Consider the following 23,119-nt stretch of genomic DNA (forward strand, 5'->3'; position numbering starts at 1 on the left):
GACCCGTGTACTGGACGTACTCGGGTCAGGGCCCGGTGCGTCGAGAGCGCGTGCATGGCGTCGCGGGGTAGGTGGGAATGTGACGACAGGGCCTACGCCCGATGGGCGTCCAGGAAGGCCGCGAGGCCCGCGAGGTCGTCGGTGTTGAGGTGGTCCACGCCCGCGGCGAGCAGTTCGCCCCACAGCGCGTCCCGGTCCGGGCCCGGAACGTCCGGGGTCGCCCAGAACCGCACGCGCTGACCGCGCCCGTGCGCGGTGGACACGAGGGCGCGCAGTTTGGCCCGCTCGGCGTCCGGGAACGGGCCGACGCCCCGCCAGGTGAAGTTCAGCGACCAGTTGTCGGAGATCAGCGGGATGAAGGAGGCGGGCGCCGGAGTGGGGCTCGCCAGGTCCGCGAGCCGGCCGTCGTAGAAGGCGCGCCGCACGGTCTGCGCCTCCATGGGGACGCGGGCGGCCCGGTCCCCGGAGACGACGGCCGTCACCGGCCCGAGGTGCACCCGGCCGTGCGCGTACGTCGTGAACAGGTGCCGGTGGCGCCGCAGACGGCGGTCGAGTTCCCGGTAGGTCGAGGAGCCCTCGGTCTTGAGGTCGACGAGGAGTTGCAGGGGCCTGCGGTCGCCCCGGTGGACGGAGCCGTGGTGGGCGCGGACGCGGGCGGCGAGCGGCTCGAGGTAGAGGGATTCGAGGGTGCGGGCCGGGTCGAGGTCCTCGGGGTCGTGGGCGACGAGGAGTTGGCCGTCCACGAGGAAGATGTCGGCCTCGACGCTGCCGAAGCGGTGGTCCAGGGCGTCGAGGAGGGGGCGCGGGTGCTCGTAGTCGTTGTGGGCGTGGGCCCGCCACAGCGGTCGCGGGCGGTGCCCGTGCCCCTCCGCCGCGTACGCCTGCGCGGCGGGCGTGGTGAGGGTGCCGGCGAGGGCGGCGCCGAGGGTGGTGAGGGCTCCGCGGCGGGTGGTGAGGGCCATGCTCTGCCTCCCTGGAGTGGCGTTCGGGAACCCAGCGAGTATGGGGTCCCGTGCCGCGCGATGAGCCTGCAGGGGGCAGGAGTTGGCCGGACCGCCGTCGTGCGTTCACCGCCTCCGCGCTGGGCGCACGGAAAAGCCCGCCCCCGGTGGGACGGGCTTTCCGGACGCTGCGCGGCGGTGACTCAGGGCGCGCGCAGGTCGACCAGTTCGGCCAGTGCCTCCCGGTGGGCGCCCGCGGTGCCGTACGCGATCGCGTCGGCCTTGGCCCGCTTGAGGTACAGGTGGACCGGGTGCTCCCAGGTCATCCCGATGCCGCCGTGCAGTTGCAGCGCCTCCTCGGCGGCGTGGACGGCCACGGGCGCGGCGAACGCCTGGGCGACGGCGACCGCCACGTCGGTGTCGTCGCTGCCGGTGGCGAGCGCGTCGGCCGCGTTGCGGGCGGCAGCCCGCAGGTTGACGACCTCCAGCCACAGCTGCGCCAGCCGGTGCTTGAGCGCCTGGAAGCCGCCGACGGGCCGGTTGAACTGCTTGCGTTCCTTGAGGTAGCGGACCGTCTCGGTCAGCGTCCATTCGGCGAGCCCGAGCTGCTCGGAGGCGAGGAGTCCGGCCCCGGCGCGCAGGGCCCGGCGTACGGCGGGTTCGGCGTCGCCGAGGAGACGGCCGGGCGCCGCGTCGAGCGCGACCGTCGCCAGCGGCCGGGTCAGATCCAGGGACGGCTGCGGGGTGATGGTCGCGGCGGAGGCGTCGACCGCGTACAGGCCGCCGTCGTCCGCGGGCACGAGCAGTACGTCGGCGGCGGCCGCGTCCGCGATGCCGGTCAGCTCGCCGTGCAGGGCGCCGTCCTCGAACCGTACGACCTTGTAGGCGCTGCCGGCGGAGACGTTCAGCGCGACCGCGAGGGCGCCGATCCCGCGGCCCGAGGCCAGCTCGGCGAGCAGGTCGTCGGCGGAACAGGCCAGCAGGGCCTCGGTGGCGACGACCGCGCTCGTGAGGTACGGCACGGGGGCGACGGCGCGACCCAGCTCCTCCAGGACGACGGCGGCCTCGCGGTGGGTGGCGCCCTGGCCGCCCCGGTCCTCGGGGACGAGGAGACCGGCGAGGCCCATGCCCTCGGCGAGCGCCTTCCACGCCGCGAGGTCGTGCGGGGCGTCCGTCTCGACGCGGGCGATCACCCCGGGCGCGTCGCAGTGGTCGGCGAGCAGGTCGCGCACGGCCGCGCGGAGGGCCTCTTCCTCCTCCGAGTACAGCAGGTCGGGCTGGGTGCTCATCGGGCGAGGTCCTTCCAGGCGACGTCCTTGTCGGTGCGCGGCTCGGGGGGCAGGCCGAGGACGCGTTCGGCGACGATGTTCAGCAGGACCTCGGTGGTCCCGCCCTCGATGCTGTTGCCCTTGGAGCGGAGGTAGCGGTAGCCGGCGTCGCGGCCGACGAAGTCGACCAGCTCGGGGCGGCGCATGGTCCAGTCGTCGTACAGCAGGCCCTCCTCGCCGCGGAGTTCGACCTCCAGGCCGCTGATCTCCTGGTTGAGGCGGGCGAAGGCGAGCTTCATGCCGGCGCCCTCGGGGCCGGGCTGTCCGGCGACGAGCTGCTGGCGCAGCCGCTCGGCGGTGAGGCGGGCGGCCTCGGCCTCGACCCACAGCTTGAGCAGCCGCTGGTGGAGGTCGTGGGTGCGCAGCTCGGGCCGTTCGCGCCAGGTCCGGGAGACGGGGCCGATCATGCCGCCCTCGCGGGGCAGCCGCATACCGCCGATGGCGACGCGCTCGTTGTTGAGGGTGGTCTGGGCGACCTTCCAGCCGTCGCCGACGTCGCCGAGGCGGCGGGAGTCGGGGATGCGGACGTCGGTGATGAAGACCTCGTTGAACTCGGCCTCGCCGGTGATCTGCCGCAGCGGCCGGACCTCGATGCCGGGGTCGGTCATGTCGCAGAGGAAGTAGGTGATGCCCCGGTGCTTGGGCACGTCCGGGTCGGTGCGGGCGATGAGGATGGCCCAGCGGGCGACATGGGCGCTGGACGTCCACACCTTCTGCCCGTTGACCACCCAGTCTCCCCCGTCCTCGCGGACGGCGCGGGTGCCGAGCGCGGCGAGGTCGGATCCGGCGCCGGGCTCGCTGAACAGCTGGCACCAGACCTCCTCCCCGGTCCACAGTGGCCGCAGAAAGCGCCGCTTCTGCTCCTCGGTGCCGTAGGCGAGGATCGTCGGCGCGGCCATGCCGAGGCCGATGCCGATCCGCCGCGGGTCGTTGTCGGGGGCGCCCTCCGCCGCCAGGTCCGCGTCCACGACGGCCTGGAGGGAGCGGGGGGCGCCGAGGCCGCCGAGGCCCACCGGGTAGTGCACCCAGGCGAGCCCGGCGTCGAAGCGGGCGCGCAGGAAGTCCAGCCGGTCGGTGGTGGCGGGCGGGTGCGCGGCCAGCAACTCGGCGGCGCGGCGCCTCAGTTCGGCTGCGTCGGTCATGCGGCGGCTCCGTTCTCCCGTGCGGGCACCACGACGACCCGGCCGGTGGTGACACCGTCCGCGACGCGCTGGACGGCGGCCGCGGCCCCGTCGAGCGGCACCCGCTCGCTCACCAGGGGCTTGACGACGCCCCGGGCCGCGAGTTCGGTGAGCTGTTCGTGGCAGTGCTGGACCAGCTTCGGGTTCTTGGTGTTGTACAGGCCCCAGTGCAGGCCGAGGATCGCGTAGTTCTTGACGAGGGCGTGGTTGAGGCCGGGGCTGGGGATGGTCCCGCTGGCGAAGCCGACGACCACGATCCGCCCCTCGAAGGCGACGACCTTGGTCGACTGCGTGTAGGCGTCGCCGCCCACGGGGTCGTAGATCACGTCGGCGCCCCGGCCCCCGGTGGCGTCCTTCACGGCGGAGACGACGTCCTCGCTCCGCCGGTCCACCACCACGTCGCAGCCCAGCTCCCGGGCGACGGCGGCCTTGTCGGCGCCGCCGACGACCCCGATGACCGTGGCGCCGGCCGCCTTTCCGAGCTGCACGGCCGCGCTGCCGACCCCTCCTGCGGCAGCGTGGACGAGCAGTGTCTCCCCGGCTTCGAGGCGGGCCCGGCGGTGGAGGCCGAACCAGCCCGTCTGGTAGCCGATGTGCAGGGCGGCGGCCTCCGCGTCGTCCAGCGCGTCGGGCGCCGGCAGCAGGGCCGCGGCGTCCGCCACGGCGTACTCGGCGAAACCGCCGTACGGCAGCGCCGGGGTGGCGATGACCCGGCGGCCGTCCTCGGTCTCGCCGCAGATCTCCACGCCGGGCGTGAACGGCAGCGGCGGGCGGACCTGGTAGTGGCCCCGGGCCATCAGGACGTCCGGGAAGTTGATGTTCGCGGCGCGCACCTTCAGCAGGACCTGGCCGTCGCCGGGCGTGGGCCGCTCCACGTCCAGGAGCCGCATCACCTCGCTCGGCTCGCCGTTCTCGTGCACTTGCCATGCCTGCATGCGGTGCCTCCACGGGACAGCTTCGTCGGACCGGGGTCGACTGACATCCGCATACTAAGCGGTCGCTTGCCCTCCGGGGAACAGTCGGCGGGCAGTAGCGTGCGTCACGACCGGGCGGGCTTCGCCCTGACGTGCATCCGCTCCCCCTGCGGCCCGAACAGGCTGAGGAACTCCGCCGGCGCCTCGCCCGCCGCCCCGAACCAGTGCGGCACCCGGGTGTCGAACTCGGCGGCCTCCCCGGCGGTCAGCACCACGTCGTGCTCACCGAGCACCACCCGCAGCCTCCCCGAGAGCACGTACAGCCACTCGTACCCCTCGTGGGTGCGCGGCTCGGGGACCTGCTGCCCCTCCGGCTCGATCCGCACCTTGAACGCCTGGAGGCCGCCCGGCTGGCGGGTGAGCGGCCAGTACGTCCGCCCGTGCCGCACGATCGGCTTGGACCGGACCCGTGGATCACCGACGGGCGGCTCCCCGATCAGTTCGTCCAGCGGCACCTGATGGGCCCGCGCGATCGGCAGCAGCAGCTCCAGGCTGGGCCTGCGCAGCCCCGACTCCAGCCGGGACAGGGTGCTCACGGAGATCCCGGTCGCCTCCGACAGGCCCGCGAGAGTCACCTCACGGTCCTTCCTCAGGGCCCGCAACCGGGGCCCGACCCCGGCGAGCACCTCGTCCGTCCCGCTCGCCCCGCCGCTGTTCTCACTCATGCGGTCATTGCAGTTTCGGCAAAGAGGTTTGTCAATACGGCAGCTCTCGGGTGACCTTTTCCGTGGAGGTGGTCACCATGACCCAGCAGTACGAAGTGATCGTGATCGGCGGCGGGGCGGCCGGACTGTCCGCGGCCCTGGTCCTCGGCCGTGCCCGCCGCCGGACCCTGGTCGTCGACGCCGGGGAGCCCCGCAACGCGCCCGCCGCGCACATGCAGGGCTATCTGTCGCGGGACGGCATGCCGCCGGGCGAGTTCCTGGCCGTGGGCCGCGAGGAGATCGCCCGGTACGGTGTCGACCTCGTCCGGGGCCGGGCGGTCGACGTCACCAGGGACGAGGAGGCGGAGGATCCCGGCTTCTCCGTGACCCTGGCCGACGGCCGGACCTTCCACGCCCGGCGCCTGGTCGTCGCCACCGGCCTCCAGGACGAACTCCCGGCGATCCCCGGCCTCGCCGAGCGCTTCGGACGGGACGTGCTGCACTGCCCGTACTGCCACGGCTGGGAGGTGCGGGACCAGGCGTTCGGCGTGCTCGCCACCACCCCCATGAGCGTGCACCAGGCCCTGATGGTGTCCCAGTGGTCCAAGGACGTCACCCTGTTCCTGCACACCGTCCCCGAGACCGAACTCTCCGACGACGACCTTCGCCGGCTCGCCGCGGCCGGTGTCCAGGTCGTCCCCGGCGAGGTGGCGGCCCTGCTGACCGAGGCGGACCGCCTCACCGGCGTCCGCCTCGCCGACGGCACCACCCACCCCCGCCAAGTCCTCTTCGCCGCACCCCGCCCTCTCCCCCAGACCGCCCTCCTCGAACACCTGGGCGCCGACCTCCACGAGACCCCTTTCGGCGCCTACCCCGTGGTGGACGCGACCGGCCAGACCTCGATCCCCGGCATCTGGGCGGCGGGCAACGCCATGGCCTTCTCCGAACAGGTCGTCAACGCGGCCTCCTCCGGCTACCGAGCAGGAGCCACGATCAACGGAGACCTCCTGATGACAGACCTGGACAGGCACCGACCGGCGTGAAGGAGGGGCGCGGGGAACCGCGCGAACGATCGGCCCGAAGGGCCATCGAGGCGCGCGGGGAACCGCGCGACCAGCCCCCACCCACCCGCACCCGCCGACGCATCCCCGCACGCCCACCCAATAGGCGCCCGGCAGAACTCCGTAGGACCATGGCTGCATGCTGCTGTTCGCCCAGTTGGCCCACCTCTCCCACCAGGTAGCCGCCACCTCGGCCCGCTCCCGCAAGACCGCCCTGCTCGCCGAACTCTTCCGGGAGGCCGACGCCGAGGACGTACCGATCGTCATCCCCTACCTCGCCGGCCACCTCCCCCAGGGCCGCCTCGGCATCGGCTGGAAGCTCCTGAACCAGGACATCGCCCCCGCCGCCGACCCCACTCTCACCGTCCGTGACGTCGACGCCCGCCTCACGGAGATCGGCGGCGTCACCGGCACCGGCTCGCAGGCGGAACGCCGACGTCTGGTGGGCGAGTTGCTCGCGGCCGCCACCGACGTCGAGCAGCGCTTCCTGTTCGGGCTGCTCACCGGCGAGGTCCGCCAGGGTGCCCTGGACGCGGTGGCCGTCGAGGGCCTGGCCGCGGCCACGGGCGCGTCCGCCCCCGCCGTACGCAGGGCGGTGATGCTCGCCGGCTCGCTCCAGACGGTGGCGCAGGCGCTGCTCGCGGACGGGCCGCCCGCCCTGGAGGGGTTCCGGCTCACCGTGGGGCGGCCGGTCCTGCCGATGCTCGCGCACAGCGCCTCCTCGGTCGCGGAGGCGGTGCAGAAGCTCGGGGCCTGCGCGGTCGAGGAGAAGCTGGACGGCATCCGCGTCCAGGTCCACCGCGACGGCCCCGACGTACGCCTCTACACCCGGACCCTCGACGACATCACCGACCGCCTCCCGGAACTGACGGCGGCGGCCCTGGCGTTGCGGGGCGAGCGGTTCGTCCTCGACGGGGAGGTGATCGCGTTCGACGAGGACGGACGGCCGCGTTCCTTCCAGGAGACCGCCGGGCGGGTCGGCTCGCGGCTGGACGTGGCGACCGCCGCCGCACAGGTGCCCGTCGCGCCCGTGTTCTTCGACGCGCTCTCCGTCGACGGCCAGGACCTCCTGGACCTGCCCTTCAGCGACCGCCACGCCGAACTGGCCCGGCTCGTCCCCGAGCCGATGCGGGTCCGGCGCACCCTCGTGCACGGCCCTGACGATCTCGCCGAGGCGGAGCGGTTCCTCGCCGACACGCTCTCCCGGGGCCACGAAGGGGTCGTGCTGAAGGCTCTGGACGCCGCCTACAGCGCCGGCCGGCGCGGTGCCTCCTGGCTGAAGGTCAAGCCCGTGCACACCCTCGACCTGGTGGTGCTGGCCGCCGAGTGGGGCCACGGCCGCCGCACCGGCAAGCTCTCCAACCTCCACCTCGGCGCCCGCACCGCCGACGGCGGCTTCGCGATGCTCGGCAAGACGTTCAAGGGCATGACCGACGCGATGCTGACCTGGCAGACCGAGCGGCTGATGGACCTGGCGGTCGAGAAGAAGGGCTGGGGTGTGACCGTCCGCCCCGAACTAGTCGTCGAGATCGCCTACGACGGCCTCCAGCGCTCGACCCGCTACCCGGCCGGTGTCACCCTCCGTTTCGCGCGCGTGATCCGCTATCGCGAGGACAAGACCCCCGCCGAAGCCGATACGGTCGAGACCCTGCTCGCCGCACACCCGGAGGTCACCCGGTGACGACACCCAGGCGCAGTGCCGGACTGCTGCTGTACCGCCGCACCGCGCACGGCGTCGAGGTGTTGCTGGGCCATATGGGCGGCCCGTACTTCGAGCGGAAGGACGCGGGCGCGTGGACCGTGCCCAAGGGCGAGTACGAGCCGGACGAGCCCGCCTGGGAGGCGGCGCGCCGCGAGTTCCGGGAGGAGCTGGGGCTGGAGCCGCCCGACGGGGAGGCCGTGGCGCTGGGTGAGGTGCGGCAGACCAACGGCAAGATCGTCACGGCCTGGGCGATCGAGGCCGACCTCGACCCGGCGACCGTGGTGCCGGGGACCTTCCGGATGGAGTGGCCGCCGAGATCGGGGCGGATCCAGGAGTTCCCGGAGCTGGACCGGGTCGAGTGGTGCGGCCTGGAGCGGGCGCGCGCGGTGCTCGTGAAGGCGCAGACCGCGTTTCTCGACCGGCTGGCTGAGCACTCGGGCTGAGCCCGCGTTGCGGCGCGCGTCGCCGCGCGGGAAGGTCGAGGAACAGCCCGAGCAGGAGGTCAGGCATGCCCATCGCGACGGTGAATCCGGCGAACGGCGAGACGCTCAAGACGTACGAGGCCCTGGGCGAGGAGGAGATCGAGCGCCGGCTCGCGACCGCCGACCGCACGTTCCGCTCGTACCGGACCACGTCCTTCGCGGAACGCGCCCGGCTCCTGCGCCGGGCCGCCGATCTGCTGGAGGAGGACGCGCAGGACGTCGCCCGCGTCATGACGACGGAGATGGGCAAGCCGATCAAGCAGGCCCGTGCCGAGGCCGCCAAGTGCGCGAAGGCGATGCGCTGGTACGCCGAGCACGCGGAGGTACTGCTCACCGACGTGGAGCCCTCCGACGCGGATGTGAAGGACTCCGGCGCCTCCCGCGTCCTGGTCCGTTACCGTCCGCTCGGCCCGGTCCTCGCCGTGATGCCGTGGAACTTCCCGCTGTGGCAGGTGATCCGCTTCGCCGCGCCCGCCCTGATGGCCGGCAACGTGGGCCTGCTCAAGCACGCCTCGAACGTCCCGCAGACAGCGCTCTACCTGGAGGACCTCTTCCGCCGGGCGGGCTTCCCCGAGGGCTGCTTCCAGACCCTGCTCATCGGGTCCGGCGCGGTCGAGGACATCCTGCGCGACCCGCGGGTGCGTGCCGCCACCCTCACCGGCAGCGAGCCCGCCGGCCGGTCCGTGGCCTCCGTCGGCGGCGACGAGATCAAGAAGACGGTGCTGGAGCTGGGCGGCAGCGACCCGTACATCGTGATGCCGTCCGCGGACGTCGACCGCGCGGCGAGCACCGCGGTGACGGCGCGCGCGCAGAACACGGGCCAGTCCTGCATCGCCGCCAAGCGGTTCATCGTGCACGCCGACGTGTACGACGCCTTCGCGGAGCGCTTCGTCGAGGGCATGAAGGCGCTGAAGGTCGGCGACCCGCTGGACGAGGACACCGACGTCGGTCCGCTCTCCAGCGAGCAGGGCCGCGAGGACCTGGAGGGCCTGGTCGACGAGGCGGTGGAGAGCGGTGCCACGGTGCTGTGCGGCGCCGAGCGGCCGGACGGGCCCGGCTGGTACTACCCGCCGACCGTCCTCGCCGACATCACCCCCGAGATGCGTGTCCACCGCGAGGAGACCTTCGGTCCGGTCGCCACCCTGTACCGGGTCGCCGACCTCGACGAAGCGATCGCAATCGCCAACGACACGCCCTTCGGGCTCAGCTCCAACGTGTGGACGCAGGACGCCGCCGAGGTCGACCGCTTCGTCCGGGACCTCGACGCGGGAGGCGTCTTCGTCAACGGTATGACCGCCTCCCACCCGGCGTTCCCGTTCGGCGGGGTCAAGCGGTCGGGGTACGGACGTGAGCTGTCCGGACACGGAATCCGGGAGTTCTGCAACATCACCACCGTGTGGCACGGGGCGTGAGCCTTCCACGGTTACCATCCCCGTTGTGAACCGCGAAGTGACTCTTCCTCTGATCGTCGACGACCGCGGGACCCTTCAGGTGGCCGCCGCCGATGTCAGCAAGCTGCTGCGAACGGTGGGCGGTCGGTGGCTGCACCTGGTGGAGGCGGGCGTGGACGACCTGGACGAGGACACGGTGGCCGCGCTGACGATCGAGCTGGCGAAGCTGGCCGACCGGATCGACGTGGCGTGCATCGCGCACAGCAGTGGTGCCGTGTCCGGCTGAGCCGGCTGTCCCGCGCCCCCTGTCACAGGCGGGCGAGTGTGCTCCAGAACAGGGATTCGTAGCTCTGCAGCAGTCGGCCGTGGCGATGGGCGAGGCGCTCGTCGATCCGTCCCGCCTCCCACCTCTCCTCCACGGCCGTGCGCGCGCTCTTCTCCAGGTCGGGGGCCGGCTCGGCGAAGAAGTCGAAGAACGCGCAGGCATCGTCGGGGACGTCGTAGTGGCGGCGCAGGGCTCGCGCCATCGTGGCGCAGTAGCCGCCCCAGGAGGCGAAGTTGGCGGTCAGGGCGAGGACCGCGTCGGCCGGCGCGGCCTCCAGGGCGAGCCGCGCGACATACGACGGATATGCCTGGCAGCCCGGCAGCGGTTCATGGGCCGCGACTCGTTCCCCGTCCACGCCGCAGACCCGGGCGAACACGGTCAGGTGGCGGGCCGCCACCTGCTCGCCGTCCGCGAGGAGCCGGAAGAAGGCGGCGCTCGCGGGGGCCTCGGCGGACGCGCGCTGGGCGAGGTGGGCGAAGGAGCGGTGGTCGGAGGCGATCACCAGGTGTTGCTCCAGGGCGAGTACGGCGAGGGTGGCGCGGTCGGCCGTACCGGAGGCGATGAGCGGCAGCAGGAGGTTGTCGTCGGGGTAGGGGGTCAGTTTCGCCGTGAGGGTGTCCAGCAGCTGTCCGGCCGTGCGCGTCATGGCGTACTCCCGTCGGTTCCTGCGGCGGCGCTGTGCCTCCTCGACCATGGCACGGCCGCCCGGTTCGCAGTAGTGGGCGCCGACCGGTCCGGCTTCGCCGGTCTGGAGTAGTCCGGCGCGAGATCGCCGGGTCGCCGGGTGAGGGTGGGTAACCCGACCGAACACCGCGTGCCCGGGCCGAAGGCCCCCCTTCCGGACAGCGAAAGCAGGCGTTCCCCATGCGTGGCGACACATGACGACGAGCGAAGAGACCCTGGGCGCCCCGCCGGTGCGGCACTGGCCCGTTCTCAATCTGACCGGGTGGGACTTCGACCCCGTGCTGGCCGAGCTGATGCGGGAGGGTCCGATCAACCGGATCCAGCTGCCCGACGGCGAGGGCTGGGCGTGGCTGCTGACCCGCTACGACGACGTGCGGCTGGTGACGGACGACCCTCGGTTCAGCCGGGCGGAGGTGATCGGCCGTCAGGTCACCCGGCTGGCGCCGCACTTCTCCCCGCGGCCCGCGGCGCTGCCCTTCGCCGACATGCCGGACCACGCCCGGCTGCGCGGCGCGATCGCCCCCGCCTTCACCGCCGACGGGATCGAACGCCTGCGGGCGAAGGCGCGGCGGACGCTGGAGGCGACGGTGGAGGCGATGCTGCGGGACGGGCCGCCCGCCGACCTCGTCGCACGGGTGCTGGAGCCCTTCCCGGTCACCTTGATCTGCGACCTGATGGGCGTCCCCGAGGGCGACCGCGAGGCCCTGCGCGGGTGGATCCGACTGATCCCGGCCTCCGCGGACGATGTCGAGGCCGGTGAACGGGCCCGGCGGGACATGGGGGCGTACTTCGCTCGGGCCGTCGCCGAGCACCGGGCCTCCGACGGCGAGGACGTCGTCTCCCTGCTCGGCGCGGCCGTGGGCCGGGGCGACCTCACCGAGGAGGAGGCGTCGGCTCTGGCCTGCTCCCTCCAGCTGGGCGGTGAGGCCCTCACCCACAACACGGGCCAGATGTGCCACATCCTGCTGAGCCGGCCCGACCTGCTCGCCCGGCTGCGGGAGGAACCCGGGCTGCGGCCGCGGGCCGTCGACGAACTGCTGCGGTACATCCCGCACCGCAACACCGTCGGCCTGTCCCGGATCGCCCTGGAGGACGTCGTCCTGCACGGCGTACGGATCCGGGCCGGCGACCCGGTCTATGTGTCGTACCTGGCCGCCAACCGCGACCCGGACGTGTTCCCCGACCCGGAGCGCGTCGACTTCGACCGTGCCCCGAACCCGCACCTGGCCTTCGGACACGGCGTCCACCACTGCGTGGGCGCCCACCTGGCCAGGCTGGAGGCCGAACTGGTCGTGGACACGCTCCTGGACCGGGTGCCGGGCCTGAGACCGGCGGTGCCGCCCGCCGAGATCCGCTGGCGGCGCGGCGCCCCGGTCCGCGGCCCCGAGGCCCTCCCCGTCACCTGGTGACCGTCGCCTCGGGGGCTACCGGATGGACATCCCCGAGACGGTGCGGGCGATCACCAGCCGCTGGATCTCGCTGGTCCCCTCGAAGATGGTGTAGATGGCCGCGTCCCGGTGCATCCGCTCCACCGGGTACTCCCGGGTGTATCCGTTGCCCCCGAGGATCTGCAGCGCCTGCGCGGTCACCTTCTTCGCCGTCTCGCTCGCGAACAGCTTCGACTGCGAGCCCTCGGCGGCGGTGAACGGCCGACCGTTGATCGCCATCCACGACGCCCGCCACACCAGCAGCCGGGCCGCGTCCACGGATGTGCGCATGTCCGCCAGCTGGAACGCGACGCCCTGGTTGTCGATGATCGGCCGCCCGAACTGCTCACGGGTCTTGGCGTACTCCAGCGCCACCTCGTACGCGGCGCGGGCGGTGCCCACGGCCATCGCCCCGACGGCGGGCCGGCTCGCCTCGAACGTGGCCATCGCCGCGTTCTTCACCCGCTCGCCGCCCGCCTTGGCCCGCTCGCGGGCCCGCGCCAGGCGCTCGTCGAGCTTCTCCTTGCCGCCGAGGAGGCAGGAGCCGGGCACCCGCACGTCCTCCAGGACGACCTCGGCGGTGTGCGAGGCGCGGATGCCGTGCTTCTTGAACTTCTGGCCCTGGGACAGGCCGGGCGTGTTCGGCGGGACGATGAAGGACGCGTGGCCCTTGGAGCCGAGTTCCGGGTCGACCACGGCCACCACGACGTGGACGTTGGCGATGCCGCCGTTGGTGGCCCAGGTCTTGGTGCCGTTGAGCACCCACTCGTCCTTGGCCTCGTCGTAGACGGCGCGGGTGCGCATGGAGGCGACGTCGGAGCCGGCGTCGGGCTCGGAGGAGCAGAACGCGGCCACCTTGACGTCGTTGGCGTCGCCGTACATCTGGGGGATCCAGGTGCCGATCTGCTCCTCGGTGCCGTTGGCGAGGACGCCGACGGCGGCGAGGCCGGTGCCGACGATGGACAGCGCGATGCCGGCGTCACCCCAGAACAGTTCCTCCATGGCCATGGGGATGCCGAGGCCGGTGGGGTCGAAGTACTGCTGGGCGTAGAAGTCGAGGGAGTAGATGCCTACCTTGGCGGCCTCCTGGATGACCGGCCAGGGCGTCTCCTCGCGCTCGTCCCACTCGGCGGCCGCGGGCCGGATCACATCGGCGGCGAATCCGTGCAGCCAGTCGCGGACCTCTCGCTGTTCCTCGTTGAGTTCCATCGTGAACTCGGCCATGACGCCTCCAGCACTGCACTAAGATGTTACCTGCGGTAACGCGAGTGTGTTACCGGTCGGTAGGAAAAGTCAACTCCCGGGTCACCCTCGGTAGCCCGTTCGATCGTGACGTGTCCGTCAGTGCTACTTTGCGCAGGCGTCACCGAAATCTGTACTGGGGGAGAGACATGGACACCACGCAGTCGACCGACCAGGAACGGTCCGCCGACCGCCGTCGGCGCGAGCTGCTGGAGGCCGCGGACCGCGTGGTGCTCCGCGACGGCCCCGGGGCGTCGATGAACGCCATCGCCGCCGAGGCGGGCATCACCAAGCCCATCCTGTACCGCCACTTCGGCGACAAGGGCGGACTCTACGCCGCGCTCGCCCAGCGTCATACCGATGCCCTCCTGGACTCCCTGCGGGCCGCCCTGGACGCCCCGGCGGAGCGCCGGGAACGCGTCGAGGCGACCCTCGACACCTATCTCGCGGCCATCGAGGCCCGCCCTCAGGTGTACCGCTTCCTGATGCATCCCGCCGAGGGCGGCCAGCCCGGCGGCGATCAGGGCTTCGACGTCGGCAAGCACTCCGCGCCCCTGCTGCGCCGCATGGGCGAGGAACTGGGCAAGGTCATAGAGGACCGCCTCGACCTCGGCCCCGACAGCCGCCGGCTCGCACGGATCTGGGGGCACGGCATCGTGGGCATGATGCATGCCGCGGGCGACTGGTGGCTCGGCGAACGCCCCTGCACCCGGGCCGAGTTGGTCCGCAGCATGGCGGACCTCCTGTGGGGCCGCCTGGCGGCGGCGGGCGACAAGGTGGGCGGCCCGGGCTTCTGACCCCGGCCGCACCCCGAGCGGCGCGCGGGGACTTGCGCGACAGCCACCGCGCACCCGCGCCCGCACCCGCGCCCGCCACGGAACAAGCCGCCGCCCCCGCGTCCGCCACGGGACAAGCCACCCCCCACGCTCCCGCCAAGGGACAGGCCACCCCCGCGCCCGCCGCAGGGCTCAGCCGCCCCACGGCGCCTTGGCGATCTTCCGCCGCAGCCGGGAACGACGCCACCCCGAGAGCCGGTCCACGTACACCCGGCCCTCCAGGTGATCGCACTCGTGCTGGAGGCACCGCGCGAAGAACCCGGTCCCCGGCACCCGTACGCGGTCGCCGTCGACCGTGAACCCCTCCACCACGGCCTCGTCGTACCGCTCCACCCCCGCCTCCAGCCCGGGCAGCGACAGGCAGCCCTCCGGCCCGCGCAGCGCGATCCCGTCCGCCGACACCAGCCGCGGGTTCACCACATGGCCGAGATGGCGCTCGTCCTCGTCGTCCGGGCAGTCGTACACGAAGACCCGCAGCGCCCGGCCCACCTGGTTCGCGGCCAGACCCACGCCCCGCGCCGCGTACATCGTCGCGAACATGTCCTCCACGAGCCGCGCGAGTTCGGGACCGAACTCCGTGACGTCCTCGCAGGGCGTGTGCAGAACGGGGTCCCCGAGCAGTGCCATGGGGAGAACGCGCCCTCGGGCGCCGGGAATCGAGCCGCTTCGCATGGGCGCAAGAGTACGTTCGGACCCGATATCGCCGGTCCTGAGGGGGCCACGCCCCCGGCGAGATTCGGGCGCGTGAGTGGATCTCGATAGGCTTTGGTCCACACGTAGCCGGGACTGGGCGCGGCGCTGTACGCAAGGAGGATCGAGAACTGATGGCAGGCAACTCGGACCCGCTGACGCCGCGGGCCAAGCTGGCCGTGACGGCGGGCAAGGCGGTCGCGGCGGCATCGCGTGCCGCGGGACGCGGTAGCGGATCGGTGATCGGCGGCCGGGTGGCCCTCAAACTCGACCCCGATCTGCTCGCACGGCTGGCGCAGAACCTGGACGTCGTCCTGGTCTCCGCCACCAACGGCAAGACGACCACGACCCGGCTGATCGCGGAGGCGCTGCGCGCCGCGGGCCCCGTCGTGTCGAACGCGCTGGGCGCCAACATGCCCGCGGGCATCACCTCGGCGCTCGCCGGCAACTCCGACGCCAAGTTCGGTGTCATCGAGGTCGACGAGAAGTACCTGGCCGGAGTGGCACGGGACACGGACCCCAAGTGCATCGCGCTGCTCAACCTCTCGCGCGACCAGCTCGACCGGGCCGCCGAGACCCGCATGATGGCCGAGGCATGGCGCGAGGGCCTGGCCGGCACCAAGTCCGTGGTCGTCGCCAACTGCGACGACCCGCTGGTGGTGTGGGCCGCGTCGTCCTCCCCCAATGTGGTCTGGGTCGCCGTCGGCCAGATGTGGAAGGACGACGCCTGGTCGTGCCCGTCCTGCGGCGGTGTGATGCAGCGCCCGGGCGACGACTGGTTCTGCGGCGAGTGCGGTTTCCGCCGCCCCACCCCGAGCTGGGCGCTCTCCGGCGACCACGTCCTCGACCCGCACGGTTCGGCCTGGCCGATCCACCTCCAGCTGCCGGGCCGCGCCAACAAGGCGAACGCCGCCTCGTCGGCCGCCGTCGCCGCCGTCTTCGGGGTACCGCCGCAGGTCGCCCTGGAACGGATGTACCAGGTTCAGGCCGTGGCCGGCCGCTATGACGTGGTGCAGTTCATGCAGCGCGACCTGCGGCTGCTGCTCGCCAAGAACCCGGCGGGCTGGCTGGAGACGTTCTCCCTGATCGACCCGCCGCCGTCGCCGGTGATCCTGTCGGTGAACGCGCGCGGCGCCGACGGCACCGACACCTCCTGGCTGTGGGACGTCGACTACACGCGGCTGACCGGCCACCCGATCTTCGTCCTGGGCGACCGCAAGCTCGACCTCGCGGTGCGTCTGGAAGTGGCGAACCAGCACTTCCAGGTCTGCGACAGCCTCGACCAGGCGGTGCAGATGTGCCCGCCGGGCCGGATCGAGGTCATCGCGAACTACACCGCCTTCCAGGACCTGCGCCGCCGCGTCGGCAACTGACCACGACGACTCGAGGGGAACTCATGAGTGACAACAGCCTGCGGGTCGTCTGGGTCTACCCGGACCTGCTCAGCACCTACGGCGACCAGGGCAACGTGCTGGTCGTGGAGCGCCGGGCGCGTCAGCGCGGCCTGGACGTGGCCCGTCTGGACGTGCGCAGCGACCAGCCGATCCCGACCTCCGGCGACATCTACCTGATCGGCGGCGGCGAGGACCGTCCGCAGCGGCTCGCCGCCGAGCGGCTGCGCCGCGACGGGCACCTGTACCAGGCGGTGAACAACGGCGCGATCGTGTTCGCGGTGTGCGCCGGCTACCAGATCCTCGGCCACGAGTTCGTCAACGACCTCGGGCAGCGCGAGCCCGGCCTCGGCCTGCTCGACGTGACCACGGTCCGCGGCGAGGGCGAGCGGTGCGTCGGCGACGTCCTCGCGGACATCGACCCGCGCCTCGGGCTGCCCCAGCTGACCGGGTTCGAGAACCACCAGGGCGTCACCCACCTCGGCCCCACCGCCCGCCCGTTCGCGAACGTGCGGCTCGGCAAGGGCAACGGCACGGGCGACGGCACGGAGGGCGCCTACAACGACACCGTGTTCGGCACCTACATGCACGGTCCGGTGCTCGCGCGGAACCCCCAGATCGCCGATCTGCTGCTGAAGCTGGCGCTCGACGTCAACGCGCTGCCGCCGACCGACGACCGCTGGTTCGAGGCACTCCGCAACGAGCGGATCGCGGCGGCCACCCAGCCGGCGTAGCGGGTGCGCGCGGAGCGGCCGGGACGGCGTCGGCCACGGTCCGCGCACCCTGCTGAGGGCGGGCCGGGGAGCATGAGAAACGGTTCCTCAGTGCCCGTACCAAAGCCCGTCTGGCACCGCCCCCGCTCAGGTGTGACAGCCCGTCTGACCAGGGCCGCGCTCACCTGTGCGGGGGCGTCCAGCAGGCGGACGCCCGCTACGGTCCGGCCCCCCGGCGCCGGTAGGGTGGCGGGGATTCCGCCGGACAGCGTGGTCCGGACCCTGCCCACGTTGAGAAGGTATTTCGGGCTATGCGCATTGGTGTCCTCACGTCCGGCGGCGACTGCCCCGGGCTGAACGCCGTCATCCGGTCCGTCGTGCACCGTGCCGTCGTCGACCACGGCGACGAGGTCATCGGCTTCCGGGACGGCTGGAAAGGTCTCCTGGAGTGCGACTACGTCAAGCTCGACCTCGACTCGGTGAGCGGCATCCTGGCTCGCGGCGGCACGATCCTCGGTTCCTCCCGCGTTCAGCCCTCGCATCTGCGGGACGGTGTGGAGCGGGCGAAGGGCCATCTCGCGGAGCTGGGCCTCGACGCGATCATCCCCATCGGCGGTGAGGGCACGCTCAAGGCGGCCCGGCTGATGTCCGACAACGGCCTGCCCGTCGTCGGCGTGCCGAAGACCATCGACAACGACATCGCGGTCACGGACGTGACGTTCGGGTTCGACACGGCCGTCGGTGTCGCCACCGAGGCGCTGGACCGCCTGAAGACCACCGCCGAGTCCCACCAGCGGGTCCTCGTCGTGGAGGTCATGGGCCGCCACACCGGCTGGATCGCCCTCCACTCCGGCATGGCGGCCGGCGCGCACGCCATCGTCGTACCGGAACGGCCCTTCGACATCGATGAGCTGGCCGCGCGGGTCGGCGAGCGCTTCGCGGCGGGCAAGCGCTTCGCGATCGTCGTCGCGGCCGAGGGCGCAAAGCCGAAGGCCGGGTCCATGGACTTCGACGAGGGCGGCAAGGACATCTACGGCCACGAGCGGTTCGCGGGCATCGCCCGGCAGCTCTCGGTCGAGCTGGAGGCACGGCTCGGCAAGGAGGCCCGGCCGGTCATCCTCGGGCATGTGCAGCGGGGCGGTACGCCGACCGCGTACGACCGCGTGCTGGCCACGCGCTTCGGGTGGCACGCGGTGGAGGCCGTGCACCGCGGGGAGTTCGGGCGGATGACCGCGCTGCGCGGGACGGACATCGTGATGGTGCCGCTGGCCGAGGCGGTGCAGACGCTGAAGACCGTTCCGCAGGAGCGGTACGAAGAGGCCGAGTGCGTGCTCTGAGCCCAGGGTGCGCCGTACCCGCCCCCGGTCGCGGTCGCGGCCGGGGGCGGTTCTAGTCTGGTGCGGGACAGACGGCGCTCAACCCCCACGAATCAGGAGCCGGCGGAATGGATCACAGCGGGCACGGCACGGATCTCCTGCCCTTCACCCTGGGGCGGGGGCTCGGGTGGTCGGCGGACCCGTTCTTCCTGGTCGGCTGTCTGGTGGCGCTCGCGCTGTACGCGTGGGGCGTCGTCCGGCTCGTGCGGCGCGGGGACAAGTGGCCGGTGGGGCGGACCGTCGCGTTCGCCGCGGGCGTGCTGCTGATCCTGCTGGTGATGTGCACCCGGCTGAACGACTACGGCATGGTCATGTTCAGCGTGCACATGGTGCAGCACATGGTGATCAGCATGCTGGCGCCGATCCTGCTGCTGCTGGGCGCGCCGATCACGCTGGCTCTGCGGGCGCTGCCCACGGCGGGCAAGGGCCGCAAGGGGCCCCGCGAGCTGCTGCTGATGCTGCTGCACAGCTGGTACATGAAGATCGTCACGCACCCGGCGTTCACGATCCCGATGTTCATCGCGAGCCTGTACGCGCTGTACTTCACCCCGATGTTCGACTTCCTGATGGGGTCCGGGCCGGGGCACATCGCGATGATGGTGCACTTCCTCGCCGTGGGCCTGTTCTTCTTCTGGCCGATCATGGGCGTGGACCCCGGACCGCACCGGCCCGGCTATCTGATGCGGATGCTGGAGCTGTTCGCGGGCATGCCGTTCCACGCGTTCTTCGGCATCGCCCTGATGATGGCGTCCACGCCGATGGTGAAGTCGTACGAGAACCCGCCCGCGTCGCTGGGCATCGACGCGCTCGCCGACCAGAACGCGGCCGGCGGCATCGCCTGGGCGTTCAGTGAGATCCCCTCCGTACTGGTGCTGCTCGCGCTGCTCTTCCAGTGGTACGGCTCCGAACAGCGCCAGGCGCGCCGCGAGGACCGGGCGGCCGACCGGGACGGTGACAAGGAACTCGAGGCGTACAACGCCTATCTCGCCTCACTCAACGCACGCGGCCGCTGAGCCCTGCGCGGTGTCGCGGGGCCACTCCCCCTTTCCGCGACCCCAATTCTTTTGTTCGACCCCAGACCGCACATTCATATTTTTCTTGACTGAAAGGCTTTGCCTTTCAGTAGCATGATGCGCGAGGCGCCCGCTTCCGTTCTGCGGGGCGACGGGGGAAACCGCCGGGGGGAGCGGTCATGACAATTCAGGTATGCCTGCGAACGTGTTTGCGAAATGCCGGGAAATCGGCCCTCCGCAGGATCGCGCTTCTCCTCATGGGAGTGGTGGTCCTCAGCGGATGCGGTGATTCCGGGTCGGCACTGCTCCCGGTGAGGGCCGTCGCCGCGGGGGTGGCCTCCCTCGCCCCCTTCTTCGACGAGGACGCCGGACTGGGCAGGGACCAGAAGAACCTCACGTCCCGTGAGCCGCACAGCGGGCTCCAGCAAGGGAACGCGCCCGGCCTGTACGGCGGAACTCAAAAGCGCACGAAGATCTGCGACATCGACAAACTCGAGCGTTTTCTGACCGATCCCAAAAATCGGAAGAAGGCTCAGGTCTGGTCCGGCATCACGGGCGTGAAGGTCGACGGAATCAGCGCTTATCTCGACGGCCTCACTCCTGTTCTCCTGCGCCACGACACCCTCGTGAAGAACCACGACTACAAGAAGGGCGAAGGCGTCCCCTTCGACGCGCTGCTGGAAGCGGGTATCGCCGTATTGGTGGACGAGCGGGGGCTGCCCGCGGTGAAGTGCAGCTGCGGAAACCCGCTGCGGGCGTTCGACGACGACCCCGAGCACATCGACGTGAGGTTCGAGCACGGCAACGACGAGTGGGACGGCTACGACAAGTCCGCCACGGTCGTGGTGAAGCCCGCGCCCGAGCAGCTGAAGGAGATCAAGCTCGTCGACGTCGAGGACCCGGGCCGGGGCATCAGCCGCGATGTCGGCACCACCGGCGAGTCGGACGAGACGTTCGACGCGCGGTCACGGCGGACCGTGCCGCAACTGGGGGGGACGTCGTTCGGCGAGGCGAGCGCGGCCCTGGCGGACGAGGGCCTCGCGGCGGTGGTCGACGGGGACGAGATGCCGCCGGGTGACGCGCCCGTGACCGGGTCGAGCCCGGGGGCGGGCGCCAGGCTGGAGTTCGGTGACGCGGTGACGCTGCGGGTGGACTGGAAGCCGTCGGAGATCCCCCGGTCGGACGGCGGCACCGGTACCGACGAGGGCGAGGACTCCGGGGGTTCCGGTGCCGACTCCGGGTCACCGGGAGCGGACGGCAGCTCCGGATCCGGCTCGACGAACACGGACGGCGGCACGCCCACGGACTCGGGCCCCGGGTCGGGACCGGGGTCAGGACCAGGGTCGGGATCGGGGTCGGGATCCGGTTCGACGGGGCCTTCGGGCGACGGATCCCCCTCGCCGACCGAGTCGACCCCCGGGAACACACCACCGGGGTCCCCCTCGAAGTCCCCGCCGGTCCCGACGCCCACGCCGACACCCACCCCGACACGGGTGCCGAGCACTCCGCCCCCGACACCCACCACGTCGAGTGCGCCCCCTCCCCCGCCGGAGCCCACCTCGACGGGGAAGAGCGAGCCGCCCGTCGGCCCACCCCCGGAGCCGCCCGTCGATCCGCCTGCCGAACCGCCGGTCGATCCACCCGTCGAGCCGCCTGCCGAGCCGCCAGCCGATCCGACGACGAGTGACCCCGAGCCGTCCGGCGACACCCCGTCCGAGGACCCGGCCCAGCCCGTATGGATCTGAACCCTGGGGAGTGACCGATGCAGTCAGAAGCACCGGAGTCGGGAGTCGGCCGGGTCATCGCCGACCGCTACCTCTTGCTGAACCGCCTGGGCAGGGGCGGTATGGGCCATGTCTGGCTCGCCCACGACCAGCAGCTGGACTGCGAGGTGGCGCTCAAGGAGATCGTGTTCCGCGACCCGGGCGAGGAGGAGCGGGACCGCACCGCCAGGGTCGCCCGGGCCCGCGCGGAGGCCCGGCACGCCGCCGGACTGCGCGGCCACCCGAACGTGGTCACCGTGCACGACGTCCTCGAACACGACGAGCTGCCCTGGATCGTCATGGAGTACGTGCCGGGCGCCCTCGACCTGAAGGCGCTCGTCACCCGGCGTGGCCCCCTCGCACCCGCCGAGTGCGCCCGTATAGGGCTCGCCGTTCTGGACGCGCTGACCGCCGGGCATGAGCGCGGCATCATGCACCGCGACGTCAAACCGGCCAACATCCTGCTCGCCCCCGACCGCACCGGATCGCCGTACGCGCGCGTGCTGCTCACCGACTACGGCATCTCCGTCCAGCCGGACACCCAGGAGACCCGCTACACGCTCACCCACATGCTGGTCGGCACCGCCGGGTACCTGGCGCCCGAGCGGGCCCAGGGCGGGCCGCCCACCGCCGCGTCCGACCTGTTCTCGCTGGGCTGCACGCTGTACTACGCCGTGGAGGGGTACGGCCCGTTCGACCGGGACTCGGAGATCGCCTCCCTGACCGCCGTCGTCCTGGAGGAACCGCGTCCGGTGCTGCGCGCGGGCGCCCTGGAGCCGCTGCTGGCCGCGATGCTGGCCAAGGACCCCGTGCACCGGATCACCGCCGCCGACACCGAGGCGGCCCTCGCCGCGATCGTGACACCGCAGGCCCATCCCCGCACGGAGCCGGACCTGGGCTCCCAGCCGCAGTGGGCGAGCGCCGCCGCGCCCACCGTGGAGCCGGAGGTCCTCGCCTCCCGGCACCCGCACGAGACGCCCTGGCCCGCGCCCACCCCGGCGCCCGCGGACTCCTCCGACCGGGCCTGGTCCTCGGACCGCGGCTCCGACCACGGTCCCCGCGCCCCTGGCGCCGGGGCCTCTGGTGCCCCCGCCGACCGCCGGCGCCGCCATCACCGCGCGAAGGCCCTGCTGGCGGGCATGGCGACCACCTTCGCTCTGGCCCTTCTGGTGAGCGGGGTGATGTACGGCCTGGAGAACCTGCCGGGTCTCACCGGCCTCGGCGGAGGCACCGGGAGCGGCGCGAGGCCCTACGGAGACACCATCGGGCTCACCCGGGCGCTGCGGGACGGCGACTGTGTCGACGCCGAGTGGCCCGGCGTCCCCTTCACCGGCCGGCCCCGGCTCACGGTCGTGGGCTGCGGCGAGGGGACGGACGGGCAGGTCATGGCCGTGTACGAGGCCGACTCCGCCGAGGATGCGAGCAGCAGCGGTCCCGCCCAGTGCGACCGGCTCACCAAGGAGGCCGACGGCAAGCTGCCCGACACCCGGGGCTACGCAGTGGTGCCGACGGCCGACGGCTTCGACACCGCCGGACAGCGCGTCGCCTGCCTGCTGCTCGGCACCCACGGCCCGGTGCACGGCCCGATCGGGGAGCACCGCCCGATGGGCATGGTGTTCACGGACACGGCCACCATGCAGAAGCGGGACTGCCTCGACAGGCTCTCCGACAACAGCGCCAAGCTGGTCCCCTGCGACGGGCCGCACGACCAGCAGGTCCTCGCGTTCGTCCAGGTGCCCTCGGACATGAAGCTCAAGACCGCGAGGCGCGAGGGCTCCGACCTCTGCCAGAAGGAGGCACCGCCCAAGGAGTACGGCTACCCCCACGACACCTATGAAGCCGATGTCTGGGTGGGCGAGAGTGGGTGGCATTCGGACACACATTTCGTCGTCTGCACCGCGATGCGCCTGGACAGGCGCACCATGGAGAAGGACGAACCATGAGGAGGGTGTCGC

The 23,119-nt window shown here is 72.3% G+C and carries 21 protein-coding genes; 13 read left to right on the top strand and 8 right to left on the bottom strand.

From position 1 onward, the window contains the following. Positions 1–92 precede the first annotated feature (92 nt). The 5 genes from ACZ4Z2_RS30540 to ACZ4Z2_RS30560 form a co-directional block, all read right to left on the bottom strand. Complete coding sequence (locus tag ACZ4Z2_RS30540; RefSeq protein ID WP_468080396.1) at positions 93–962, bottom strand: phosphatidylinositol-specific phospholipase C/glycerophosphodiester phosphodiesterase family protein; 870 nt, start codon at positions 960–962, stop codon at positions 93–95. A 182-nt stretch (positions 963–1,144) separates the two neighbouring features. After that, positions 1,145–2,230 (bottom strand): acyl-CoA dehydrogenase family protein, encoded by a 1,086-nt coding sequence (locus tag ACZ4Z2_RS30545; protein ID WP_468080397.1) that lies wholly within the window; start codon positions 2,228–2,230, stop codon positions 1,145–1,147. Continuing rightward, positions 2,227–3,411, bottom strand: coding sequence for an acyl-CoA dehydrogenase family protein (locus tag ACZ4Z2_RS30550; protein ID WP_468080399.1), 1,185 nt, complete (start codon positions 3,409–3,411; stop codon positions 2,227–2,229). Before ACZ4Z2_RS30550 ends, ACZ4Z2_RS30545 begins: the two co-directional genes overlap by 4 nt. Beyond that, positions 3,408–4,385 (bottom strand): NADPH:quinone oxidoreductase family protein, encoded by a 978-nt coding sequence (locus tag ACZ4Z2_RS30555; RefSeq protein ID WP_468080401.1) that lies wholly within the window; start codon positions 4,383–4,385, stop codon positions 3,408–3,410. Before ACZ4Z2_RS30555 ends, ACZ4Z2_RS30550 begins: the two co-directional genes overlap by 4 nt. A gap of 104 nt (positions 4,386–4,489) precedes the next feature. Further along, on the bottom strand, positions 4,490–5,089 hold the full coding sequence (locus ACZ4Z2_RS30560; protein ID WP_468080402.1) for a helix-turn-helix domain-containing protein: 600 nt from the start codon (positions 5,087–5,089) through the stop codon (positions 4,490–4,492). A gap of 77 nt (positions 5,090–5,166) precedes the next feature. Here ACZ4Z2_RS30560 and ACZ4Z2_RS30565 point away from each other — a divergent pair, with 77 nt between their 5' ends. The 5 genes from ACZ4Z2_RS30565 (at position 5,167) to ACZ4Z2_RS30585 (ending at position 9,990) form a co-directional block, all read left to right on the top strand. Then, complete coding sequence (locus tag ACZ4Z2_RS30565) at positions 5,167–6,111, top strand: NAD(P)/FAD-dependent oxidoreductase (protein WP_468080403.1); 945 nt, start codon at positions 5,167–5,169, stop codon at positions 6,109–6,111. 157 nt (positions 6,112–6,268) lie between these two features. Next, entirely contained in the window at positions 6,269–7,810 is a 1,542-nt protein-coding gene (locus ACZ4Z2_RS30570; RefSeq protein ID WP_468080404.1) for an ATP-dependent DNA ligase, read from the top strand. Continuing rightward, complete coding sequence (locus ACZ4Z2_RS30575) at positions 7,807–8,274, top strand: NUDIX hydrolase (protein ID WP_468080405.1); 468 nt, start codon at positions 7,807–7,809, stop codon at positions 8,272–8,274. Before ACZ4Z2_RS30570 ends, ACZ4Z2_RS30575 begins: the two co-directional genes overlap by 4 nt. Positions 8,275–8,339: 65 nt before the next feature. Beyond that, on the top strand, positions 8,340–9,725 hold the full coding sequence (locus ACZ4Z2_RS30580) for an NADP-dependent succinic semialdehyde dehydrogenase (RefSeq protein WP_468080407.1): 1,386 nt from the start codon (positions 8,340–8,342) through the stop codon (positions 9,723–9,725). A 25-nt stretch (positions 9,726–9,750) separates the two neighbouring features. Then, positions 9,751–9,990: a DUF6213 family protein gene (locus tag ACZ4Z2_RS30585; RefSeq protein ID WP_468080409.1), complete on the top strand. Its 240-nt coding sequence runs from the start codon at positions 9,751–9,753 to the stop codon at positions 9,988–9,990. A 22-nt stretch (positions 9,991–10,012) separates the two neighbouring features. Here ACZ4Z2_RS30585 and ACZ4Z2_RS30590 read toward each other — a convergent pair whose 3' ends face one another. After that, a complete protein-coding gene (locus tag ACZ4Z2_RS30590; RefSeq protein WP_468080410.1) occupies positions 10,013–10,675 on the bottom strand; it encodes a thiaminase II/PqqC family protein in 663 nt (220 codons plus the stop codon). Positions 10,676–10,907: 232 nt separating this feature from the next. On the opposite strand from ACZ4Z2_RS30590, the gene ACZ4Z2_RS30595 reads away from it, so the two are divergent. Further along, the gene (locus ACZ4Z2_RS30595) at positions 10,908–12,122 is read left to right on the top strand and encodes a cytochrome P450 (protein WP_468080412.1); all 1,215 of its coding nucleotides are present in this window, start codon (positions 10,908–10,910) and stop codon (positions 12,120–12,122) included. Positions 12,123–12,137: 15 nt separating this feature from the next. Here the strand turns inward: ACZ4Z2_RS30595 and ACZ4Z2_RS30600 are convergent, their stop codons facing one another. Next, positions 12,138–13,364 (bottom strand): acyl-CoA dehydrogenase family protein, encoded by a 1,227-nt coding sequence (locus ACZ4Z2_RS30600; RefSeq protein WP_468080414.1) that lies wholly within the window; start codon positions 13,362–13,364, stop codon positions 12,138–12,140. 167 nt (positions 13,365–13,531) lie between these two features. Here ACZ4Z2_RS30600 and ACZ4Z2_RS30605 point away from each other — a divergent pair, with 167 nt between their 5' ends. Then, positions 13,532–14,179 carry a TetR/AcrR family transcriptional regulator gene (locus tag ACZ4Z2_RS30605; RefSeq protein ID WP_055715411.1) on the top strand — a complete coding sequence of 216 codons (648 nt, stop codon included), beginning with the start codon at positions 13,532–13,534 and terminating at the stop codon, positions 14,177–14,179. A gap of 171 nt (positions 14,180–14,350) precedes the next feature. On the opposite strand, the gene def is transcribed toward ACZ4Z2_RS30605, so the two are convergent. Further along, positions 14,351–14,890, bottom strand: a complete 540-nt coding sequence (gene def / locus ACZ4Z2_RS30610; RefSeq protein ID WP_468080416.1) for a peptide deformylase — start codon at positions 14,888–14,890, stop codon at positions 14,351–14,353. A gap of 152 nt (positions 14,891–15,042) precedes the next feature. Here def and ACZ4Z2_RS30615 point away from each other — a divergent pair, with 152 nt between their 5' ends. The 6 genes from ACZ4Z2_RS30615 (at position 15,043) to ACZ4Z2_RS30640 (ending at position 23,107) form a co-directional block, all read left to right on the top strand. Continuing rightward, the gene (locus ACZ4Z2_RS30615; protein WP_055715413.1) at positions 15,043–16,281 is read left to right on the top strand and encodes a Mur ligase family protein; all 1,239 of its coding nucleotides are present in this window, start codon (positions 15,043–15,045) and stop codon (positions 16,279–16,281) included. Positions 16,282–16,304: 23 nt separating this feature from the next. Next, entirely contained in the window at positions 16,305–17,033 is a 729-nt protein-coding gene (locus ACZ4Z2_RS30620) for a type 1 glutamine amidotransferase (protein WP_468080418.1), read from the top strand. 290 nt (positions 17,034–17,323) lie between these two features. Further along, positions 17,324–18,349: a 6-phosphofructokinase gene (locus ACZ4Z2_RS30625; RefSeq protein WP_468080419.1), complete on the top strand. Its 1,026-nt coding sequence runs from the start codon at positions 17,324–17,326 to the stop codon at positions 18,347–18,349. A gap of 107 nt (positions 18,350–18,456) precedes the next feature. After that, the gene (locus ACZ4Z2_RS30630) at positions 18,457–19,401 is read left to right on the top strand and encodes a cytochrome c oxidase assembly protein (protein ID WP_468080420.1); all 945 of its coding nucleotides are present in this window, start codon (positions 18,457–18,459) and stop codon (positions 19,399–19,401) included. Positions 19,402–19,658: 257 nt separating this feature from the next. Then, the gene (locus ACZ4Z2_RS30635) at positions 19,659–21,146 is read left to right on the top strand and encodes a DUF6777 domain-containing protein (RefSeq protein ID WP_468080421.1); all 1,488 of its coding nucleotides are present in this window, start codon (positions 19,659–19,661) and stop codon (positions 21,144–21,146) included. Positions 21,147–21,163: 17 nt separating this feature from the next. After that, positions 21,164–23,107 carry a serine/threonine-protein kinase gene (locus ACZ4Z2_RS30640; RefSeq protein ID WP_468080423.1) on the top strand — a complete coding sequence of 648 codons (1,944 nt, stop codon included), beginning with the start codon at positions 21,164–21,166 and terminating at the stop codon, positions 23,105–23,107. The last annotated feature ends 12 nt before the right edge of the window (positions 23,108–23,119 follow it).

Source organism: Streptomyces sp. NPDC030183 (assembly GCF_055573455.1).

Coding starts and splice junctions, on each gene's coding strand:
- ACZ4Z2_RS30540 (WP_468080396.1), bottom strand. CDS start 962: ATGGCCCTCACCACCCGCCGCGGAGCCCTCACCACCCTCGGCGCCGCC.
- ACZ4Z2_RS30545 (WP_468080397.1), bottom strand. CDS start 2,230: ATGAGCACCCAGCCCGACCTGCTGTACTCGGAGGAGGAAGAGGCCCTC.
- ACZ4Z2_RS30550 (WP_468080399.1), bottom strand. CDS start 3,411: ATGACCGACGCAGCCGAACTGAGGCGCCGCGCCGCCGAGTTGCTGGCC.
- ACZ4Z2_RS30555 (WP_468080401.1), bottom strand. CDS start 4,385: ATGCAGGCATGGCAAGTGCACGAGAACGGCGAGCCGAGCGAGGTGATG.
- ACZ4Z2_RS30560 (WP_468080402.1), bottom strand. CDS start 5,089: ATGAGTGAGAACAGCGGCGGGGCGAGCGGGACGGACGAGGTGCTCGCC.
- ACZ4Z2_RS30565 (WP_468080403.1), top strand. CDS start 5,167: ATGACCCAGCAGTACGAAGTGATCGTGATCGGCGGCGGGGCGGCCGGA.
- ACZ4Z2_RS30570 (WP_468080404.1), top strand. CDS start 6,269: ATGCTGCTGTTCGCCCAGTTGGCCCACCTCTCCCACCAGGTAGCCGCC.
- ACZ4Z2_RS30580 (WP_468080407.1), top strand. CDS start 8,340: ATGCCCATCGCGACGGTGAATCCGGCGAACGGCGAGACGCTCAAGACG.
- ACZ4Z2_RS30590 (WP_468080410.1), bottom strand. CDS start 10,675: ATGACGCGCACGGCCGGACAGCTGCTGGACACCCTCACGGCGAAACTG.
- ACZ4Z2_RS30595 (WP_468080412.1), top strand. CDS start 10,908: ATGACGACGAGCGAAGAGACCCTGGGCGCCCCGCCGGTGCGGCACTGG.
- ACZ4Z2_RS30600 (WP_468080414.1), bottom strand. CDS start 13,364: ATGGCCGAGTTCACGATGGAACTCAACGAGGAACAGCGAGAGGTCCGC.
- ACZ4Z2_RS30605 (WP_055715411.1), top strand. CDS start 13,532: ATGGACACCACGCAGTCGACCGACCAGGAACGGTCCGCCGACCGCCGT.
- def (WP_468080416.1), bottom strand. CDS start 14,890: ATGCGAAGCGGCTCGATTCCCGGCGCCCGAGGGCGCGTTCTCCCCATG.
- ACZ4Z2_RS30615 (WP_055715413.1), top strand. CDS start 15,043: ATGGCAGGCAACTCGGACCCGCTGACGCCGCGGGCCAAGCTGGCCGTG.
- ACZ4Z2_RS30620 (WP_468080418.1), top strand. CDS start 16,305: ATGAGTGACAACAGCCTGCGGGTCGTCTGGGTCTACCCGGACCTGCTC.
- ACZ4Z2_RS30625 (WP_468080419.1), top strand. CDS start 17,324: ATGCGCATTGGTGTCCTCACGTCCGGCGGCGACTGCCCCGGGCTGAAC.
- ACZ4Z2_RS30630 (WP_468080420.1), top strand. CDS start 18,457: ATGGATCACAGCGGGCACGGCACGGATCTCCTGCCCTTCACCCTGGGG.
- ACZ4Z2_RS30635 (WP_468080421.1), top strand. CDS start 19,659: ATGGGAGTGGTGGTCCTCAGCGGATGCGGTGATTCCGGGTCGGCACTG.
- ACZ4Z2_RS30640 (WP_468080423.1), top strand. CDS start 21,164: ATGCAGTCAGAAGCACCGGAGTCGGGAGTCGGCCGGGTCATCGCCGAC.